The following is a 19578-nucleotide window of genomic DNA, read 5'->3' as shown; positions in this document are numbered from 1 at the left end:
ACTGCCCGCGCGATGACCCTGCCGCCCCGCGACTGGACCGAGCTGCACTGGCCCGCTTTGGCAATGCCCGACTCGGGAACGCCCGAGACCGCGCGCTGGATCGCGGTGCTGCCGCTCGCCGCCACCGAGCAGCACGGGCCGCATCTGCCCCTCGGCACCGACGTCTACATCGCCGAGGCCTATCTCAGCCGGGCCCGCGCGCTGCTGCCGTCGGCGCTGCCGGTGACGGTCCTGCCGGTGCAGCCGGTGGGGATCTCGACCGAGCATCTCGATTATCCGGGCACGCTGACCGTGCCGACCGAGGTCGCGCTGCGGAGCTGGCGCGCGCTGGGCGACAGCGTCGCGCGCGCCGGAATCAGGAAGCTCGTGATCGTCACCAGCCATGGCGGCAACAGCGCCGCGATGACCCTGGTCGCGCAGGATCTGCGCGCAGATCACCGCATGCTGGTGGTGACGACGTCATGGTCGCGCTTCGGCGCGCCCGATGGCCTGTTCTCCGCCGACGAGCTGCGTCACGGCATCCATGGCGGCGCCGTCGAGACCTCGATCATGCTGGCCCGCCATCCCACGCTGGTGCGCAGCGATGCCATCGCCGCTTTCCCCTCGCGCGGCGCTGAGATGGAAACGACCTACGAGGTGCTCTCGACGCAGCGGCCGGCGCCGATGGCCTGGCAGACGCAGGACCTGAATGCGGGCGGCGCGGTCGGCGATGCCACGCAGGCCTCGGCGGAGAAGGGCGAGCGCGTGCTGGACCACGGCGCGCGGGCGTTCTGCGCGCTGCTGGAGGACGTCGATAACTTCGACGTGACCACGCTCGGCCACGGCCCACTGCCGGGCTCCTGAGCCAAAGATAACACTCTGGATCTTCTGATGAATCTTCGGATCACGTTGATCGCGATCAGGCGATTCGAACCGGTTTCGAAAAGGCTCCGTCCAATTTGGCAAGCGGCCGACGCCGGCCGCCGCAACAGCAAACAGGAGCCTTCACCATGTCGATCAAGACCAAGATTGCCGCCCTCGCGCTGACCGCTCTCGCCGTGACCGGCAGCATCGCCGCAACGTCGACGCCTGCCGCGGCCAACGGCTTCCATCATCACCATTGGGGCTGGGGCGTCGGTGCCGGCCTCGTCGGAGCCGCCGTCGTCGGCAGCGCCATCGCCGCCAGCAACGACGGCTACTACTACGGCGGTGGCTATCGGTACTGCCGCTGGGTGCCGCAGTACAACGTCTACGGCCAGTATGTCGGCCGCGTCAGGGCCTGCGGCTATTGATGCTGGGCGTTCGTCGCGTCCCGCCCGGCCCCGGCCAAGGCCCGCCTCGCCAAATTCGCCAAGGCCGGGCGTCTACCACCCAGATCTGCGATCTCGACAGCCCGCCCGGCCGCCCGGGCGGGCTGATTGTTGCGTGGGCGCCACACCCTCAATCAGAAGCCAGGTGAGATCGTCCCACGCTTGCTGTTGCGAATTAATCGCAATATAAATCATCCCTAAATTGCCGCGTGTCATCCACACTTCCGATCGAACATCGACGACTCCGTAATCTTCTCGTGACTGTGCGCGGGCAATCAGTTGTGACGTTGCCTGTGTCGTTTGCCTTGCCTTGGGAATCCGCCGCCATGATCCGTTCGAACTGCACCTGGGAAATGATCGCGGCCGGCGCCATGATCGCCGCGCTCGCTGCCCCCGCCGCTGCCGCCGACCTGCCGGTCAAGGCCCGGATGGCGCAGACGGTGTTCGACTGGACCGGCCTCTATGTCGGCGTCCATGCCGGCTATACCCGCGACCGCGCCCAGGCGACGCTGACCGACCCGAGCGGGACGGTCAGCGCCGGCAGCCCGTTCAGCGGTCTCACTGGCGGCGTGCAGGCCGGCTACAACTGGGTCACCCGCTCCGGGCTGTTGCTCGGGCTCGAGGGCGATTTCAGCTTTCCGAACTATCTCACCTCCAACCACACCGTCGCGATGCTCGGCACGCCCGGCTCGAACGTCTCGGAGCTGTGGGACTATGTCGCCACCGCCCGCGGCCGCGTCGGCTACATCAGGGGCGACTGGCTGGTCTATGCCACCGGCGGCCTTGCCTGGACCGGCGGCCGCTTCATCAACACCAATGCAGCCGGCGACACCGAGAAACTGCTGACGACGCGGCTCGGCTGGGCCGCCGGCGCCGGCATCGAACGCAGCTTTGCGCCGCATTGGAGCTGGCGCCTCGAATATCTCTACAGCCATTTCGAGAACGGTGGCGTCCGCTTCTCCAACGGCGCCAGCTACAATTCGCAACTCGACTTCCAGACCCTGCGAGTCGGGCTCAACCGGAAGCTCGACTTCGCCAGCGGTCCCGACCTGAAGCTCAAGAGCGATCCGTCCGATCCCGAATCCGACCGCTGGGAGATCCACGGCCAGGCGACCGTGCTCGGCCAGGGCTATCCGGCGTTCCGCGCCGCCTACACCGGCGCCAACAGCCTGACACCCGCACGCCAGTTCCAGGAGACCTGGAGCAACAGCCTGTACATCAATGCGCGGCTGTGGGACGGCGGCGAGGTCTACTACAATCCCGAGCTGCTGCAGGGCTTCGGCCTCAGCAACACCGTCGGACTCGGCGGCTTCCCCAATGGCGAAGCGCAGAAGTCCGACTTCCCCTACCCGCACTACAACACCTCGCGCCTGTTCCTGCGCCAGACCTTCGGCTTCGGCGGCGAGCAGGAGCAGCTCGGCAGCGGCCAGTTGCAGCTGTCCGGCAAGCAGGACATCTCTCGGCTCACGTTTCAGGTCGGCAAGTTCGCCGTGCTCGACGTGTTCGACGGCAACGCCTACGCCAAGGACGCGCGCAAGGACTTCATGAACTGGTCGGTGTGGGCGCCCGGCGCCTTCGACTATGCCGCCGACAAGCTCGGCCTGACCTACGGCGCCACCGCCGAGCTGAACCAGAAGAACTGGGCGCTGCGCGCCGGCTACTTCCTGGTCGATGCCGAGTCGAACTCGAACAATTTCGACACGCGCGTGTTCAGGCGCGGCGAGTATGTCGTCGAGCTGGAGACGCGCTATCAATTGTTCTCGCAGCCGGGACATCTGCGCACCATCGGCTGGTTCAACAGCGTGTTCGCCGGCAGCTATCGCGAGACGCTGGACAATCCCGCGCTCAATCTCGACATCAGCCAGACCCGCCGCGGCCGCAGCAAATTCGGCTACGTCATCAGCTTCGACCAGGCGCTCTCCGACGATGTCGGCCTGTTCGGACGCTGGAGCTGGAACGACGGCAAGAGCGAGATCATGGCGTTCACCGACATCGATACCAGCCTGTCGCTGGGCACCTCGATCAAGGGCGCGCGCTGGGGCCGTCCCGATGACACGATCGGCCTCGCCGGCGTGACCAACGGGCTGTCGCGCGACCACCGCGCCTTCCTCGCCGCCGGCGGCCTCGGCCCGCTGATCGGCGACGGCGCGCTGAACTACCGGCGCGAGAACATCATCGAGGCCTACTACGCCTACTCGATCAACAAATACCTGACCTTCACCGCCGACTACCAGTTCGTCAGCAACCCCGCCTACAACGCCGACCGCGGCCCGGTGTCGATCTTCTCGGGGCGGCTGCACGGGGATTTCTGAGCGGCGGCTGTTTTTATTTGCGCAGGCCATAGCTCCTCACTCGGTGTCGTCCCCGCAAACGCGGGACCCATACCGCGGAAGCTATCGAGGGACGTCACTGCCGATTGCCCGCCACATGACGGCCGGTGGCTATGGGTCCCGGCTCAAGGCCGGGACGACAGCGGAGGTCCAGGCGCGGCAAGCCCCAATCTGACCGCCCACCCGTCTCCAGCCATGCGCCCACCGCAACGCGGCATTGGTCGGCTGCCATCCCCATATGCTAGGACCTGTCCCCATCCCGCCCCCTCCGGGCGCCAGACCAGGTCGAAATGCTCTCCGTCGAACTCGCCATCATCGTCGTCCTCATCGTCGTCAACGGGCTGTTGTCGATGTCCGAACTCGCGATCGTCTCGTCGCGGCCGGCCCGGCTGGCCATGCTGGCCGAGAAAGGCGTGTCCGGCGCGCGGCGGGCGCTGACGCTGGCGTCCGACCCGGGGCGATTCCTGTCGACGGTGCAGATCGGCATCACCCTGGTCGGCGTGCTCTCCGGCGCGTTCTCCGGCGCCACGCTCGGCCAGCGTCTGACGCAGTGGCTGCTGGAGCTCGGCCTGTCCGCCTCCGTTGCCGACATCATCGGCGTCGGCCTGGTCGTCACCACCATCACCTATGCGACCCTGATCGTCGGCGAACTGGTGCCGAAGCAGCTGGCGCTGCGCGACCCCGAGGCCGTGGCGGTCCGCGTCGCGCCCGCCATGCAGGTGCTCGCCAAGGTGTCGCTGCCGCTGGTCGTGCTGCTCGATCTCTCAGGCAAGCTGATTCTCGCCCTGCTGGGCCGATCCGGCGACGCCGAGGAGAAAGTGTCGGAGGCCGAAATCCATCATCTCGTGCGCGAGGCCGAGACCGCAGGCGTGCTCGAGCCCGGCGAGAAGGAGATGATCGCCGGCGTGATGCGGCTCGGCGACCGCCCGGTCGGCGCCATCATGACGCCGCGCCCCGAGGTCGACGTCGTCGACCTCAACGACGATCCCAAGACCATTCGCGAGCTGCTCGCCAAGAGCCCGCATTCGCGCCTGCCGGTGTCGGACGGCGAGCGCGACCGTCCGATCGGCGTGCTCCAGGCCAAGGACCTGCTGGCGGCCTATCTGCGCGACGAGACGCCGGACCTGCGCAGCCTGGTGCGCGAGGTGCCGATCATTCCCTCCACCGTCGATGCGCGCGACGTGATCGCGATTCTCAAGGTGGCGCCCGTGCATATGGGGCTGGTCCACGACGAATACGGCGCGTTCGAAGGCGTCGTGACCGCGGCGGATATTCTGGAGTCGATCGTCGGCGCGTTCTCCTCCGAGGAAGGTCCGCCGGAGCCGGCCTGCCTCCGCCGCGACGACGGATCGCTGCTCGTCTCCGGCTGGATGCAACTCGACGAGTTCGCCGACGTCCTCGCCATCGAGGTGCCGCCGCATCGCGGCTACCACACCGTCGCCGGCCTGGTGCTGCAGCATTTCGGCAGCGTGCCCGAGGTCGGCCAGAGCTTCGAGCTGCAAGGGTGGCGCTTCGAGATCATCGACCTCGACGGCCGCCGTATCGACAAGATCCTGGCGACCAGGCTCGCCCCGGAGGGCGGCGAGCCGAACGTGGGGTAGCGCTCGCTCAATTGCGCCAGGGCGTTTCATGATGCGTATCTCGGCCCGCATCATCGAGAGACCCGCGCAGGCGCGGCACCGACGGTGCGCCCCCTCTCCCGCTTGCGGGGGAGGGCTGGGGTGGGGGTGCCACAGCGGCAGTCTTTCCGGAGCAATCCCCCACCCGCATCGCATCTGACGATGCGATGCGACCACCCCCGCACGCGGGGGAGGCGCTGACCGATCGCGCCGCGCCGACGTGCCACAAACAACTTTTGCAATCCCCGATTCGCCCGTCGGGCGGAGTGCCGATCTCCAACACGCCGGCGGACGGCCGATGCGCCACGCATGTCGCCTGCGCCAAAACACTCATTTCCCCCGCGCCCTCAATATGAAGACCCATTTCAATAGCCTCCGCGAAAAATAAATCGTTTCCGAAAATCATAATTCCTGTCCTATGCTCCTCCCATTCCGGTCCTGATGAGGGGCGTACGCGCGTCGTCACGAACGTTGGACCGGCAATGCGATGGACGTGACGGCGGCGCTGGACGAACGCTGTCGTCGCGGACGGCGAAATCGTGTGGTCCTGACCTCCCGACGCTGAGGTCGGCGGCAGCGCGCGTGATGCGCGCGTTGTCGCCACGGTGGCCAGAAAGCCGGCGCACCGGGGAGATCGCGTATAAGCCGTTAAAACCGATCGCGCAGGGAGGGCCGGGTCGTCCGGCTGAACCTGTGGTACCTGCCGCCTGCACTTTTTCCGCAGGCGGGCCACGGGCCTCAGTCGAGGTCCGGCCTTCCCTGCGCCCTCACATCTTCCGAGGGCCAACGATCAGGCATACCCCGGACAGCCGATGTCGCGGGAACGTGAAGACGCGGCCTGCGTATCCTTTGATAGGCCGGACCGAGAGGCCGGATTCCCGGCCGCCGCTTGAAATCAAATCATCACACAGCGCACCTAGGGTGCGGATTCGGCCGGCAGCCCTGCCGGCGCGAGCCAGCCCCAGCGCCACGACGAGGACACGTCCGCAGCCATGACCGAGGGCTGCGGACGACGAGACGAGACACGCGATGATGCTTCAGGACCTCCGGACCACCGTGCTGCGCGACGCCGTCCGTCCCAACGTCTGGGACGTGGTCGCGCTGATCATCGTGGTCGGCGCCATGGTGCTGATCGTCTATGGCGGCGAGCAGACCACGCTGCCGCTGTCGGCGCTGGACACGGCGCCGGTCTCGCTCGATCCGTCCAACCTGCCGCTCTACGCGCTGCGCACCACCTTGCGCATGCTGCTCGCGATCGTGTGCTCGCTCGTCTTCACCTTCGTCTATGCGGCGCTCGCGGCCAAGAGCCGGCGCGCCGAGATCGTGCTGATCCCGCTGCTCGACATCCTGCAGTCGGTGCCGATCCTGGGCTTCCTGACGTTCACCGTCGTGTTCTTCATGAACCTGTTCCCCGGCAAGGTGCTGGGCGCCGAGCTCGCCTGCGTGTTCGCGATCTTCACCAGCCAGGCCTGGAACATGACCTTCAGCATGTACCAGTCGATGCGCAACGTGCCGAAGGATCTGGAGGACGCGACGCGCAGCTTCCACCTCTCCGGCTGGCAGCGCTTCTGGCGGCTCGACGTGCCGTTCGCGATGCCCGGCCTGATCTGGAATGCGATGATGTCGATGTCCGGCGGCTGGTTCTTCGTCGTGGCGTCGGAGGCGATCACGGTCGGCAACACCACCGTCACCCTGCCCGGCATCGGCTCCTATGTCGCGCTGGCGATCCAGCAGAAGGACCTGGCGGCGATCGGCGCCGCGCTGCTGACCATGCTGCTGGTGATCGCCGCCTATGATCAGCTGCTGTTCCGCCCGATCGTGGCCTGGGCCGACAAATTCCGCTTCGAGCAGACCGCCTCCGGCAATCCGCCGACATCCTGGATGCTCGATCTGTTCCGACGCACCCGCGCACTGCGCAAGCTGTCCGTGCCTTTCGCCGCGCTGAACCGCACCTTCTCGAACCTGCGGATCAACTGGCCGAACGCCTGGAGCGGCCCCGTCCGCCATGCGCCGCCCTCGCTGATCGTCGACGGTCTCTGGCTTGCAGTGGTCATCCTCGGCTGCGCCTATGCCGGCTGGAAGACCACCCTCTATCTCTCGGCGACCTTGGCACCGTCCGATGTCCTCAGCGCGATCGGCTACGGTCTGATCACGTTGATCCGCGTGGTGGTCCTGATCGCGCTGGCGTCGCTGATCTGGGTCCCCGTCGGCGTCTGGATCGGGCTGCGGCCGAAGCTCGCGGAGCGGATGCAGCCGCTGGCGCAGTTCCTCGCCGCCTTCCCGGCCAATCTCGCCTTCCCGGTGTTCGTCGTGCTGATCGTGCGCTACGGCCTCGATGCCAATGTCTGGCTGAGCCCGCTGATGATCCTGGGCACGCAATGGTACATCCTGTTCAACGTCATCGCCGGCGCCAGCGCCTTCCCGACCGATCTGCGCGAGGCCGCCGCAAGCCTGCACCTCACCGGCTGGCGCTGGTGGTTCAAGGTCGTGCTGCCCGGAATCTTCCCCTATTACATCACCGGCGCCGTTACTGCCTCCGGCGGCTCATGGAACGCGGCGATCGTCGCCGAGGTCGCGAGCTGGGGCGACACGCATCTGACGGCGTCAGGCCTCGGCGCCTACATCGCGGCTGCGACGGAGCGCGGCGACTTTCCGCGCGTGGTACTCGGCATTGCCGTGATGTGCATTCTCGTCACTCTGTTCAACCGGCTGCTGTGGCGGCCGCTCTATGCCTTCGGCGAGCGCCGGCTGCGGCTCGGCTGACCGGGAGAATTGTCATGCGCGACCAGGTCAAGGACACCTCGCTGATCGAGATCAAGAGCGTCAGCCGGCTGTTCCCGAAGGGCAGCGGCGAGGATCTCGTCGTGCTGGAGAAGGTCGACCTCACGATCCGCGCCGGCGAGATCGTCGGCCTGCTGGGGCGCTCCGGCTCGGGCAAGTCGACCTTGCTGCGGATCATCGCCGGCCTGGTGTCGCCATCATCAGGCGAAGCACGATGCCGCGGCGAGATCATCGCCGGCCCGCCTGTTGGCGTCGCCATGGTGTTCCAGTCGTTCGCGCTGTTTCCCTGGCTGACCGTGCTGCAGAACGTCGAGCTCGGCCTGGAGGCGCTCGGTGTCGACAGTGCCGAGCGGCGCAAACGCGCGCTGGCCGCGATCGACCTGATCGGCCTCGACGGCTTCGAATCCGCTTTTCCGAAGGAGCTGTCCGGCGGCATGCGCCAGCGCGTCGGCTTCGCCCGCGCGCTGGTCGTGCATCCCGATCTCTTGCTGATGGACGAGCCGTTCTCGGCGCTGGACGTGCTGACGGCGGAGACCCTGCGCACCGACCTCGTCGATCTCTGGACCGACGGCCGGCTGCCGATCAAATCGGTACTGATGGTGACGCACAACATCGAGGAGGCCGTGCTGATGTGCGACCGCATCCTGGTGTTCTCCTCCAATCCCGGCCGCGTCGCCGCCGAGTTCAAGGTCGACCTGCCGCATCCGCGCAACCGGCTCGATCCGGCGTTCCGCCAGCTCGTCGACAGTCTCTACGCCCGCATGACGCAGCGGCCCGAGCCGAAGCTGCCGAGCACCGCCAGCGCCGGCGTCGGCATGGTGCTCAGCCACGTGTCGTCGAACTCCATCTCGGGCCTGATCGAGACGCTCGCCGGCGAACCCTATAGTGGGCATGCCGATCTGCCGGTGCTGGCGGGCCATCTGCAGCTCGAGGTCGACGAGATCTTTCCCTTGGCCGAGGCGCTGCAGCTCTTGCGCTTCGCCCAGCTCAGCGAGGGCGATCTGACCTTGACCGAGGCCGGACGGCGGTTCGCCCATCAGGAGACCGACGAGCGCAAGAAGCTGTTCGCGCAGCACCTGATGGAGAACGTGCCGCTGATGGGGCTGATCCGCCGCGTGCTCGACGACCGCCCCTCGCACGCCGCCCCCGCCGCCCGCTTCCGCATCGAGCTCGAGGACTACATGTCCGAGCAGTACGCCGACGAGACGCTGCACACCATCGTGTCATGGGGCCGCTATGCCGAGCTGTTCGCCTATGACGAGCAGTCCGAAACCTTCAGCCTGGAGAACCCGCATTGAGGCCAACGGCGTCACGGCGCGATCGTGAGGGTCGCTTTCATGTTCGGGTGAAAGCGGCAGTAGTAGTCGACCGTACCCGCCTTCTTGAGGACCGAGCTCACCGTCTTGCTCGGCGGCAAAGTGACATCGAGGGCGCCATCCCGCGCCGTGGCCGTATGAGCCAGCGCATCCTTGTTGACCCATTCGACGGTGTCGCCGACCTTGGCCGAAGCCGCGGCCGGCGAAAACGCGAGCTTGTCTATCGTAATCCGGATCGTGGCCGCGCGCGCCGGAGCGCTCACCGCGGCAAGCACGACCACACTCAGGAAGGCGAGACGTCCCGACAGCATCGGCTGATCCTACTTCAGGTCCGCCGCGACGTGCTCGGCGTGCTGCTCGTGCCCCTGAAACAGCTTCAGCCCGGTCTGCAGCAGCTCCTTCAGCTCGGGATTGCTTGCCGACGGAATGAGCTGCGTTTCCAGCGCGCCGTTCACCGTCTTGTGGTAGGCGACCTCGTTGGCGATGTAGGCCTTGTCGAACGCGGCGCCCTTGAGTTTGCCGAGTTCGTCGAGCTTCTCGCTCGCCTGCTTCGACAGCGCGCGGCTGGTGTCGTTGTCCTCAGGCGTGACCTTCAGCTTCTTGACGAGCGCGAGGGCCTGTTTGTTGACCGCCTCGTGGTCGCGCACCATGCCTTGGGCGAACTCCTTGACCTCCTTGCTGCTGGACTTGTCCAAGGCCTGCTTCGCCGCCTTGATGTCGATTTCGCCCGCAGTGTAGGCGATATGGGCGATCTGCGGATCGTTAAGCTTGGCGCCCTGCGACAGCGCGACACTGCTCGTGAGGCAGAGCACGACGACCGTCGTGCCGATATGCTTGAACATGGCTCTCATCTCCTGTGCCGCCGGACCTCGTGGCCGGCGGGTGAATGGCTGCACAGGGATTGGATGAAAAACGGGAGCCGACGTTCCCAAGAATCTTCAGCTCGGACGTGCCAGACGCTCGAGCACGGCATCCGTCAGCCGCTCGCAACGCGCGCCAGCGAAGGGAAACGCGTCCATAAGGACGGGGCCGATCTCTTTCTCGACGTTCTCGCGCAACATGCTGCGGGCGCGATGCAGACGCGTCTTGACGGTCTCGGGCTTCAACCGCAGCAAGTCCGCGGTCTCGTCGATGCTCATCTCCTCGATCACGCGGGCGATGAACACGAGGCGAAACGGCTCGGACAGTTCATCGATGGCCCGCTCGACGACGGCCTGGATCTGGCGCTGTGCCACAGACTTCTCCGGATCGCTCGACGTGGCGGGAAATTGGATCACCTCGGCCCCAGGTTTGTTCTCTCGCTCCGCATCCAGTTGCAATGCCGGTCGCCGTCCGCGCAGCCGCCCCATCGCTTCGTTCATCGCGATGCGAACCAGCCACGTCGACAGGCTGGACTGGCCGCGAAACTCGTCCAGATGGGTGAGTGCGCGGACATAGGTTTCCTGCACGACGTCCTCCGCCTCGCTGTCGTTGCGCAGGATGCCGCGGGCGATCCGGAACAGGCGGCGGTTGTTGGCCTGCAGGATGGCCCGAATGGCCGCCTCGTCGCGGGCTTTTGCCCGTCGGATCAGGTCATCCTCGGCGGTCGTCGCCGCAGAGACTGTGGTCGCTATGGTCCAAGGCATTGTCGATCATCCCAACTGAGCTCGCATGGCTTAGATGGAATTCGAGCCCAGAGGTTCCCAAAAAGATTGCGCGAGGCGCTTCACTGCACCGCCGCGAACGTATCAGGCCGCGCCAGCGCCCAGGCATCACGGAAGCGGATGTCCTGCGTACCCTCGAGCAGCTCACCCGGCCGCAGCGCCGGATAGAGTTTTGCGAAGGAGGAGACCTCGGTGGTCGACGTCCGCTGTGAGAAGTGGATGGGACGCAGGTCCTGCGGATGTTCCAGGCCGGCGGCAGCGAGCAGCTCGGCCAGCGCATGCAGGGTCGCGTGATGATAGTTGTAGACGCGATCGATCTTGTGCGGAACGACCAGCGCGCGGGCGCGCGTCGGATCCTGCGTCGCAACGCCGGTCGGACAGCGGTCGGTGTGGCAGCTCAAGGACTGGATGCAGCCGAGCGCGAACATGAACCCGCGCGCCGAGTTGCACCAGTCGGCCCCAATCGACATTGCGCGGGCCATGTCGAAGGCGGTGGCGATCTTGCCGGCGGCGCCGATCTTGATCCGGTCGCGGATGTTCATCCCGACCAGCGCATTGTGCACGAAGTTGACGCCCTCGCGCATCGGCATGCCCAGATGGTCCATGAACTCGAGCGGCGCAGCACCCGTGCCGCCTTCATTGCCGTCGACCACGATGAAGTCGGGATAGATGCCGGTCTCCAGCATCGCCTTGCAGATCGCCAGGAACTCCCAGGGATGGCCGATGCACAGCTTGAAGCCGGCCGGCTTGCCGCCCGACAGCCGCCGCATCTCGCCGATGAACTGCATCATGCCGACAGGCGTCGAGAACGCGCGGTGCGCCGCCGGCGAGATGCAGTCCTCGCCCATCGCGACGCCACGGATCTTGGAGATCTCCTCGGACACCTTCGCCGCCGGCAACACGCCGCCGTGACCGGGCTTGGCGCCCTGGCTGATCTTGAGCTCGACCATCTTGATCTGCTCGGTGGCTGCGACCCGCGCGAATGCGTCGGCGTCGAACGTGCCGTCATGGCGGCGGCAGCCGAAATAGCCGGAGCCGATCTCCCAGATGATGTCGCCGCCCATCTCGGCATGGTACGGGCTGAAGCCGCCCTCGCCGGTGTCGTGCGCGAAGCCGCCGCGCTTGGCGCCACCGTTGAGCGCGCGCACCGCATTCGGGCTCAGCGCCCCGAAACTCATGGCCGAGATGTTGAACACCGAGGCCGAATAGGGCTTTGCACAATCGGGGCCGCCGATGGAGATGCGGTATTTTTCCTCCGCACGCGGCTTGGGCGACATCGAATGGTGCATCCATTCATAGCCCTCGCGGTAGACATCCTCCTGGGTGCCGAACGGGCGCTTGTCGAGCACCATCTTGGCGCGCTGATAGACCACCGCACGGGTGTCGCGCGAGAACGGCATGCCGTCCTTCTCGCTCTCGAAGAAATACTGCCGCATCTCCGGCCGCATCTCCTCGAGCAGGAAACGCAGATGCGCCGCGATCGGGTAGTTGCGCAACACCGCGTGGCTCTTCTGCATGAGATCGCGGACGCCGAGCAAGGTCAGCGCGCCGAAGATCAAGAGTGGGATGAGGACGAGATCGAAGATTTTGCGGTCGTAGATGCCGAGGATCAGCAGCAGGGCGGTCGCCGTGGCGCAGATCGTCAGCACGATGAAGCGCGGCGAAAACGGGAGCAGCAGCGTATCCATGGGAGGCCTCGAGGCGGCTCGTGGAAGGTCTGGTGTCACCATACTACGCGTATCGCGAAGCAATCGTTACACAAGCGCGCGCAATCGGCCATCGATGATATCACAACGTCGATAGCCGCCTTCTGTCGACTGCCGCGCTGCGAGATCGAGCCGCAGCGCCGGGCGGGCCTCCGAGACGCCCGGCGCCGATATGCACTGTTCGAAGACGGCAGCCGCTTACCCCTGCGCGAACAACCCCGAATGCGCCTCGCGCAGCTGCCGCTTCAGCAGCTTGCCGCTGGGGTTCTTGGGCAGCGCATCGACGAACACGATCCTCTTCGGCGTCTTGAAGGTGGCGAGACGGCTCGAGGCCTGCTTCAGCACCGCCTCCTCGGTCAGCTCGCAGCCGGACTTGACTACGACCATCGCCACCACGGCCTCGACCCAGCGCGGATGCGGCAGGCCGACGACGGCGACCTCGGACACTTCGGGGATCAAATAGAGCGCCTCCTCGACCTCGCGGCTGGCGACGTTCTCGCCGCCGGTCTTGATCATGTCCTTCTTGCGATCGACGATGGTGATGTAGCCTTCCTCGTCGATGGTCGCGAGATCGCCGGAGTGAAACCAGTCGCCCTGAAAGGCCGCAGCGGTGCGCTCATCGTCGTGGAAGTAGCCGAGCATCAGATGCGGCGAGCGGTGCACGACCTCGCCGACCTCGCCTGGCGCGACGTCGTTCATGTCGTCGTCGACGACGCGGGTCTCGACGTTGAGCACGGCGCGGCCGCAAGACCCCGGCTTGCGCAGTTGATCCTCCGGTCCGAGCATCGTCGCCAGCGGCGCGATCTCGGTCTGGCCGTACAGATTCCACAGCCGCACCTTTGGCAGCCGCTGCGCCAGCTCGCGCAGCACCTCGACCGGCATGATCGAGGCGCCGTAATAGCCCTTGCGCAAAGTCGACACGTCGGTGGTCTCGAACGGCGGCGAGCGCAGGATCGAGATCCACACCGTCGGCGGCGCGAAGAACGAGGTGATGCGATATTTGGCGATCAGCGGCAGCAGATTGTCGGGCGTCGGAAACGCCGTGATGATGTTGGTGGCGCCGACATAGATCGAGGGACCGAAGAACACGTCGAGCTGCGCGCAGTGATACAGCGGCAGCGCATGCAGGGTAACATCGTCAGCGGCGATGCCGGCATCGACCACGCAGCTGACATACTGCCAGATCACCGCGTCGTGCGTCAGCATCGCACCCTTCGGCAGCGACTCCGTGCCCGAGGTGTAGACGATCTGCGCCACATCGCCGCCTGCGATCTCGATCGCGGGCACCTCCGCCGTCGAAGCCGCAAGCTCGGCGAAATCGATCATGTCGCCCTGCCGTTCGCTCGCGCCCTCCGACGGCAGCCAGATCAGCTGCTCGACCGCCGGCACCAGTGCCTTGGCGGCGCGCGCCACGCCGGCAAAGCCGCTGTCGGTCGCGAGCAGCCGCGCACCGGCGTGCTTGAGGATGTAGGCGACCTCCTCCGGCTTCAGCATGAAGTTGATCGGCACCAGCACGGCGCCGAGCCGCGCCAGCGCGAAGCGCAGGGCGGCAAAGGCATGCGAGTTGCGCGCGAGGATCGCGACGCGCTCGCCCTTGCCGACACCCTGGGCGGCGAGGCCGGCCGCGAGGCGGTCGACGATGGCGTTGAACTCGGCGTAGGTCCAGCTGATCTCGCCGCAGATCACGGCCTTCTTGGTCGGTGTCCGCGCCGCGCTCCGCCGCAGGAGATCACCGAGCGTCTGTCGCCGTACGATGGAATCCATGCTCATCCCCTTTGTCATCACGGGGATGGCCGCCACGCGGGCAATCCAAGTCCCCTCCCTGTTTCGCGCCGGACGTCTGAAGGCCCGGTCTTGGCGCCGAAAATCGCACGGCCGCTCGGACGCGCGCAAGGAGGATATTGCCAACGAAAAGAGCGCCCCGATTGCGTCGAGGCGCTCTTTCAGAAAAGTCGCAAACGAAGGGTAGGCGGCTCAGCGCTCGACGAAGGCCTTCTCGATCACGAAATGGCCCGGCTCGTTGCCACTGCCCTCGAGGAAGCCGCGCGACTCGAACATGGTCTTGAGCTCGTCCAGCATCGCCGGGCTGCCGCACATCATGATGCGGTCCTTGGCGATGTCGAGCTCATGCTGGCCGAGATCGTTGAACAGCTGCTGGGATGTGATCAGGTCGGTGATGCGGCCGCGGTTTCGGAACGGCTCGCGGGTGACGGTCGGATAATACTGCAGCTTGCCGTCGAGCAGCGGCCCGAACAGCTCATCCTCGCGCAGCTTCGCGACGACGCTCTCGCCATAGGCGAGCTCGGCGACCTGGCGGCAGCCATGGACCAGCACGATGCTCTCGAACCGCTCGTAGACGTCGGGGTCCTTGATCAGGCTGGCGAACGGGGCAAGGCCGGTGCCGGTCGACAGCAACAGCAGCCGACTGCCGGGCAGCAAATTGTCGGGGATCAGCGTGCCCGTTGCCTTACGGCCGACCAGGATGGTGTCGCCTTCCTTGATCTTCTGCAGCCGGGAGGTCAGCGGACCGTCCTGCACCTTGATGCTGAAGAACTCGAGTTCCTCCTCGTGATTGGCGCTGGCCATGCTGTAGGCGCGCAACAGCGGGCGGCCCTCGACCTCGAGGCCGATCATCGCGAACTGCCCATTCTGGAAGCGGAAGCCCGCATCGCGGGTGGCTCGGAAGGAGAACAGGGTGTCCGTCCAGTGGTGAACGGAAAGAACTTTCTCTTTATAGAACGCGCTCATGTCGTTTGTTTTTTCACGTGGGCTGAAGTTGGAAGAAACAAGTCGTGACGGAGGCAGGACCGCAAAAACCCTATAGATCCAGCGATTTCGGCGCCTGATGTACTTGAAAACAGCGAATAATCAACCCGCATGGACGCACCATTGATCACGATCAAATGCATGCCGGCTGATGCCCGGATTCGCCTCGATCGGCCGTTCGTTCGTACACAAACGATAAGGGTAATTTACTTGCCGAGATTCCGATTTTCCAGCACTTTAATTCCGCATCTCTGGCCCAATCCTTGAGCAATGATTAACCATCCGCAGACCCAGCTCGCCGCCATCACCCGCTACTGCGTCGAACGAGGCATCGCGCTTGACGTGCGGGAGGACGGCTGGTTGCTGGTGCTGGACGATGCACCCCGGCGCCACCTCATCTTCGGCTATGATCTCGGCCTGAACAGTGCGGTGGCGCACAGACTGGCCTGCGACAAGGCGGCCACGGCCAGTCTGCTGGCGGCTTCTGGAGTTCCCGCCGTGCCGCATGCGTTCTTCCTGGCGCCGGCCCAGGGCGGCGGGTCCAGCCGGGCAGCCGATGCGATGCCCGCACTGCTCGCAGCCCATCCGCGCGGCGTCGTCATCAAGCCGAACGAAGGCACCTCGGGGCGCGCGGTGACGCGGGCCAGGACGCGCGCCGACGCGCTGCGTGCGATCGGCAGGATTTTCGAGACCGGCGCGAACGTCGCCATCGCGCCGTTGCTGGATATCGAAGACGAAGTCCGCATCGTTCAGCTCGATGATGTCGCGCTGATCGCCTACCGCAAGCTGCGGCCGGCCGTGACCGGAGACGGCGCGGCCTCGCTTCGCGAGCTGGCGCTGGCGGCGGCACCTGCCGCGGAGCACGGGCAACTCCTGCGGCGCCTTGATGCGGAATTCGACGCGTCGGAGTTGAATGACGTCGTCCCGCACGGCGAGCGGCGCCTGCTGAGCTGGCGGCACAATCTCGAATTCGGCGCGAAGCCCGTGCTGCTCGACCACGGCAAGCTCCGTGACACCTGCACCGCGCTTGCCGTTGATGCCGCACGCACCATCGGCATTCGCTACGCCTCCATCGACGTCGTGCTGGTCGACGGTCTCTGGCAGGTGCTCGAGATCAATTCGGGCGTGAAGATGGAGGCGCTCGGCCGGCATGCACCGGAGCTGGTCGAGAGGACGTACTTCGCCGCGCTCGACAGGATCTTCGGGTGCCGCCCGTCGCGGTGACCGACCGGCCGGGAACCCCGGCCCGACCGGCGCTCGGGCCTCGCAAGATTTCTCTGGCCTCGACCGGCATCACGGATTAGTCTCCGATCCAAAATAAACAGTATACTGTCAATCGGGAGAACGCCCTTGCGTATCGCCGTGCTCGGCGGCGGCCCTGGCGGGCTGTATTTTGCCTATCTCTGGAAGAAGCGGCATCCGGCCGCGGTGGTCGACCTGTTCGAGCAGAACCCGGCCGGCGCGACCTGGGGCTTCGGCGTGGTCTTTTCCGACCAGGCGCTCGAATTCCTGCGTGCCGACGACCCCGACACCGTCGATGCGATCGCGCCCCGCATGGAGAGCTGGCGCAACATCACACTCAATCTGCATGGCGAGAGCGTCGAGATCGACGGCGTCGGCTTCTCTGCGATCGGTCGGCTCGAGCTGCTGAAGCTGCTGCAGGCCCGTGCCGAGAGCGTCGGCGTCGTAGCCCGCTACGGCACGACCATCCAGTCGCTGGAACAGCTCGCAGGCTACGATCTCATCGTCGCCGCCGACGGGCTGAATTCGCTGGTGCGCCGCAGCTTCGAAGGCGATTTCGGCTTCTCCGTGTCCTACTCCAGCAACAAGTTCGCCTGGTACGGCACGTCGAAGACCTTTGCCACGCTGTCGCAGACCTTCGTCGCGACCGACCGCGGCAGCTTCAACGCGCACCATTATCGCTATGCGCCGGACATGAGCACGTTCCTTGTGGAATGCGATCGCGCCACGTGGCACGCCTATGGCTTCGCCGAGATGTCGGTCGATGAATCCCGGCGCGTCTGCGAGCAGGTGTTCGCCGCCACGCTCGATGGTCACGCGCTGGTCTCCAACCGATCGGTATGGCGCAATTTCCCTTGGGTCTGGAATGAGCACTGGTGGCACCGGAATATGGTGCTGATCGGCGACGCGCTGCATACGGCGCACTTCTCGATCGGCTCCGGGACGCGGCTGGCGATCGAGGACGCGATCGCGCTCGCCAAGGCGCTCGATGCGGAGACCAGCCTCTCGGACGGCCTCGCCCGCTATCAGGCCGAGCGGCAGCCGATCGTGAAGAAGCTGGTGACGGCGGCCCGCACCAGCGCCGACTGGTACGAGTCGTTTCCCGCGCACATGAAGCTCGACCTGATGGATTTTGCCTACAGCTACATCACCCGCTCGGGTCGTATCGACGACAACAGGCTGCGTGCGATGGCCCCGCAATTCATGGCCCGCTACGCGGCATCTCGCAACGGCGGAGCACGCGCATGACGACCGAGATTGTCGATCACGTACCGAGCGACAGCGCCGGCGCCCGCGAAATCGGCTTTGCGATTCCCACGCGCTACAATGCGAGCCGCGTGCTGTTCGACAACCTCGCCAGGGGCAACGCAAGCAAGCCCGCGGTGATCGGGCCGGCAGGCCAGCGCAGCTATGGGGAGCTGTGCGCCGACGCCTGCCGGTGGGGCAACGGCTTCGCCTCCCTCGGGCTCACCCGCGGCGACCGCGTCCTGCTGTTCCTCGACGACACGCCCGCCTATCCGGCTGCGTTCTTCGGCGCCGTGCGCGCCGGCTTCGTGCCGCTGCTGATCAACACGTTGACGCCGCCGGACCTGCTGCAGTTCTATCTCGCCGATTCCGGAGCCAAGGTTGCGGTCGCGGAAGCGGAGTTCGCGGGCCGGTTCGACGCGCAGGCTTGCGCCGATACTGCGCTGCAGACGTTGATCGTGGTGAATGGCGAGGCGCCAGCAACGGCCGCGCCGTCGACGGTTGCGCTCGAGTGGCTCGGACACTTCGCCGATGAGCTCGCGGAGGCGGACACTCACCGCGATGAGATGGCGTTCTGGATGTATTCGTCCGGCTCGACCGGACGTCCCAAGGGCATCGTCCATCTGCAGCACGACATGGCCTATAGCGAGCAGGCGTTCGCCCGCAACGTGCTGCGGCTGAAGCCGGACGACGTCTGCTTCTCGGTGCCCAAGATCTTCTTCGCCTACGGCTTCGGCAATGCGATCACCTTTCCATTCTCGGCCGGAGCGACGACGCTGCTGCTGCCGGGCCAGCCGAAACCCACCGCCATCTTCGATGCGATCAGCCGCTTCCGTCCGACCGTGTTCTTCGGCCTGCCAACGCTCTACACCGCGCTCACCAAGGCCGAGGGTGCGAAGGAGGCGGACTTCTCGTCACTGCGGCTCGCGGTCTCCGCGGCCGAGGTGCTCTCGGCCGAGGTCTTCAACGGCTGGAAGATCCTGACCGGCCTGGAGATCGTCGAAGGTCTCGGCTCGACCGAGGTTCTTCACGTCTATCTCTCGAACCGCGAGGACCGCAAGAAGCTCGGCGCCGCCGGACTGCGCGTTCCCGGCTACGAGATCGCGCTGCGCGACGGCGAAGGACGCGAGGTCGCCACCGGCGAAGAGGGCATTCTCTGGGTGCGCGGCGACTCCAACACGCCGCTCTACTGGAACCGTCCGGACAAGACCACGGAGACGATCCGCGATGGCGGCTGGATCTACACCGGCGACCGTTTCGTGCGCGATGCCGATGGCTTCCATTTCTTCCGCGGCCGCGCCGACGACCTGGTCAAGATCTCCGGCCAATGGGTCTATCCGCTCGAGGTCGAGCTCTGCCTCGCCGAGCATCCCGATATCAGGGAATGCGCCGTGTTTGCGCACGAGCTGCCGGATCGTCGCATGAGCCTGAAGGCAGTGGTGGTCACCAACGGCGGATCCCCCGACCAAATCCCGACCGTCAAGGCGCTGCAGGACTACGTGAAGGCGAAGCTGCTGCCCTACAAATATCCGCGCGAGATCATCTTCATCGACGAATTGCCGAAGACCGGCACCGGCAAGATCGATCGTCAGGCGGTGATCCGGCTGTGAGCCTACGCCTTGCGCCCGACAACCGCGGAGT

15 protein-coding genes are annotated in these 19578 nt (G+C 66.0%); 9 read left to right on the top strand and 6 right to left on the bottom strand.

Going from position 1 to position 19578, the window contains the following annotated elements; all coding sequences use genetic code 11:
• Positions 1–12: 12 nt before the first annotated feature.
• From QW881_RS25430 to QW881_RS25405, 6 genes are all read left to right on the top strand, one after another.
• Complete coding sequence (locus tag QW881_RS25430) at positions 13–843, top strand: creatininase family protein (RefSeq protein ID WP_315753891.1); 831 nt, start codon at positions 13–15, stop codon at positions 841–843.
• A 146-nt stretch (positions 844–989) separates the two neighbouring features.
• Positions 990–1271 carry a hypothetical protein gene (locus QW881_RS25425; protein WP_315752260.1) on the top strand — a complete coding sequence of 94 codons (282 nt, stop codon included), beginning with the start codon at positions 990–992 and terminating at the stop codon, positions 1269–1271.
• A gap of 344 nt (positions 1272–1615) precedes the next feature.
• Positions 1616–3601 (top strand): carbohydrate porin, encoded by a 1986-nt coding sequence (locus tag QW881_RS25420; protein WP_315753893.1) that lies wholly within the window; start codon positions 1616–1618, stop codon positions 3599–3601.
• 308 nt (positions 3602–3909) lie between these two features.
• A complete protein-coding gene (locus QW881_RS25415) occupies positions 3910–5220 on the top strand; it encodes a hemolysin family protein (protein ID WP_315753895.1) in 1311 nt (436 codons plus the stop codon).
• A gap of 1047 nt (positions 5221–6267) precedes the next feature.
• Entirely contained in the window at positions 6268–8001 is a 1734-nt protein-coding gene (locus tag QW881_RS25410) for an ABC transporter permease subunit (RefSeq protein WP_315753897.1), read from the top strand.
• A 14-nt stretch (positions 8002–8015) separates the two neighbouring features.
• Positions 8016–9317 (top strand): nitrate/sulfonate/bicarbonate ABC transporter ATP-binding protein, encoded by a 1302-nt coding sequence (locus QW881_RS25405; protein ID WP_315753899.1) that lies wholly within the window; start codon positions 8016–8018, stop codon positions 9315–9317.
• Between the two features lie 11 nt (positions 9318–9328).
• Here QW881_RS25405 and QW881_RS25400 read toward each other — a convergent pair whose 3' ends face one another.
• From QW881_RS25400 to QW881_RS25375, 6 genes are all read right to left on the bottom strand, one after another.
• On the bottom strand, positions 9329–9646 hold the full coding sequence (locus QW881_RS25400) for a cupredoxin family copper-binding protein (RefSeq protein ID WP_315753901.1): 318 nt from the start codon (positions 9644–9646) through the stop codon (positions 9329–9331).
• A 9-nt stretch (positions 9647–9655) separates the two neighbouring features.
• Positions 9656–10177: a DUF4142 domain-containing protein gene (locus QW881_RS25395; protein WP_315753903.1), complete on the bottom strand. Its 522-nt coding sequence runs from the start codon at positions 10175–10177 to the stop codon at positions 9656–9658.
• A gap of 96 nt (positions 10178–10273) precedes the next feature.
• Positions 10274–10960, bottom strand: coding sequence for an RNA polymerase sigma factor (locus QW881_RS25390; RefSeq protein WP_315753905.1), 687 nt, complete (start codon positions 10958–10960; stop codon positions 10274–10276).
• A gap of 80 nt (positions 10961–11040) precedes the next feature.
• On the bottom strand, positions 11041–12666 hold the full coding sequence (locus tag QW881_RS25385; RefSeq protein ID WP_315753907.1) for an FMN-binding glutamate synthase family protein: 1626 nt from the start codon (positions 12664–12666) through the stop codon (positions 11041–11043).
• Positions 12667–12882: 216 nt separating this feature from the next.
• Positions 12883–14448, bottom strand: coding sequence for an acyl-CoA synthetase (locus QW881_RS25380; protein ID WP_315753909.1), 1566 nt, complete (start codon positions 14446–14448; stop codon positions 12883–12885).
• Between the two features lie 210 nt (positions 14449–14658).
• A complete protein-coding gene (locus tag QW881_RS25375) occupies positions 14659–15432 on the bottom strand; it encodes a ferredoxin--NADP reductase (RefSeq protein WP_315753911.1) in 774 nt (257 codons plus the stop codon).
• A 288-nt stretch (positions 15433–15720) separates the two neighbouring features.
• On the opposite strand from QW881_RS25375, the gene QW881_RS25370 reads away from it, so the two are divergent.
• The 3 genes from QW881_RS25370 to QW881_RS25360 all read left to right on the top strand — a co-directional run bounded on the left by QW881_RS25370 (position 15721) and on the right by QW881_RS25360 (position 19547).
• Complete coding sequence (locus tag QW881_RS25370; protein WP_315753913.1) at positions 15721–16674, top strand: RimK-like protein; 954 nt, start codon at positions 15721–15723, stop codon at positions 16672–16674.
• Between the two features lie 126 nt (positions 16675–16800).
• Positions 16801–17940 carry an FAD-dependent monooxygenase gene (locus tag QW881_RS25365; RefSeq protein ID WP_315753915.1) on the top strand — a complete coding sequence of 380 codons (1140 nt, stop codon included), beginning with the start codon at positions 16801–16803 and terminating at the stop codon, positions 17938–17940.
• Entirely contained in the window at positions 17937–19547 is a 1611-nt protein-coding gene (locus QW881_RS25360; protein ID WP_315753917.1) for a benzoate-CoA ligase family protein, read from the top strand. Before QW881_RS25365 ends, QW881_RS25360 begins: the two co-directional genes overlap by 4 nt.
• Positions 19548–19578 lie beyond the last annotated feature (31 nt).

This window comes from Bradyrhizobium sp. SZCCHNS3016, from assembly GCF_032484535.1.
Lineage (GTDB): Bacteria > Pseudomonadota > Alphaproteobacteria > Rhizobiales > Xanthobacteraceae > Bradyrhizobium.
Note: the sequence above shows the minus strand (reverse complement) of the source record. Positions and strands in the feature narration are given on the sequence as shown.

What these genes read in the sequence shown, in the direction of transcription:
- QW881_RS25425 (WP_315752260.1), top strand. Translation starts at nt 990, where the DNA reads ATGTCGATCAAGACCAAGATTGCCGCCCTCGCGCTGACCGCTCTCGCC.
- QW881_RS25400 (WP_315753901.1), bottom strand. Translation starts at nt 9,646, where the DNA reads ATGCTGTCGGGACGTCTCGCCTTCCTGAGTGTGGTCGTGCTTGCCGCG.
- QW881_RS25395 (WP_315753903.1), bottom strand. Translation starts at nt 10,177, where the DNA reads ATGTTCAAGCATATCGGCACGACGGTCGTCGTGCTCTGCCTCACGAGC.
- QW881_RS25375 (WP_315753911.1), bottom strand. Translation starts at nt 15,432, where the DNA reads ATGAGCGCGTTCTATAAAGAGAAAGTTCTTTCCGTTCACCACTGGACG.
- QW881_RS25380 (WP_315753909.1), bottom strand. Translation starts at nt 14,448, where the DNA reads ATGGATTCCATCGTACGGCGACAGACGCTCGGTGATCTCCTGCGGCGG.
- QW881_RS25360 (WP_315753917.1), top strand. Translation starts at nt 17,937, where the DNA reads ATGACGACCGAGATTGTCGATCACGTACCGAGCGACAGCGCCGGCGCC.
- QW881_RS25415 (WP_315753895.1), top strand. Translation starts at nt 3,910, where the DNA reads ATGCTCTCCGTCGAACTCGCCATCATCGTCGTCCTCATCGTCGTCAAC.
- QW881_RS25390 (WP_315753905.1), bottom strand. Translation starts at nt 10,960, where the DNA reads ATGCCTTGGACCATAGCGACCACAGTCTCTGCGGCGACGACCGCCGAG.
- QW881_RS25385 (WP_315753907.1), bottom strand. Translation starts at nt 12,666, where the DNA reads ATGGATACGCTGCTGCTCCCGTTTTCGCCGCGCTTCATCGTGCTGACG.
- QW881_RS25420 (WP_315753893.1), top strand. Translation starts at nt 1,616, where the DNA reads ATGATCCGTTCGAACTGCACCTGGGAAATGATCGCGGCCGGCGCCATG.
- QW881_RS25410 (WP_315753897.1), top strand. Translation starts at nt 6,268, where the DNA reads ATGATGCTTCAGGACCTCCGGACCACCGTGCTGCGCGACGCCGTCCGT.
- QW881_RS25405 (WP_315753899.1), top strand. Translation starts at nt 8,016, where the DNA reads ATGCGCGACCAGGTCAAGGACACCTCGCTGATCGAGATCAAGAGCGTC.
- QW881_RS25430 (WP_315753891.1), top strand. Translation starts at nt 13, where the DNA reads ATGACCCTGCCGCCCCGCGACTGGACCGAGCTGCACTGGCCCGCTTTG.
- QW881_RS25370 (WP_315753913.1), top strand. Translation starts at nt 15,721, where the DNA reads ATGATTAACCATCCGCAGACCCAGCTCGCCGCCATCACCCGCTACTGC.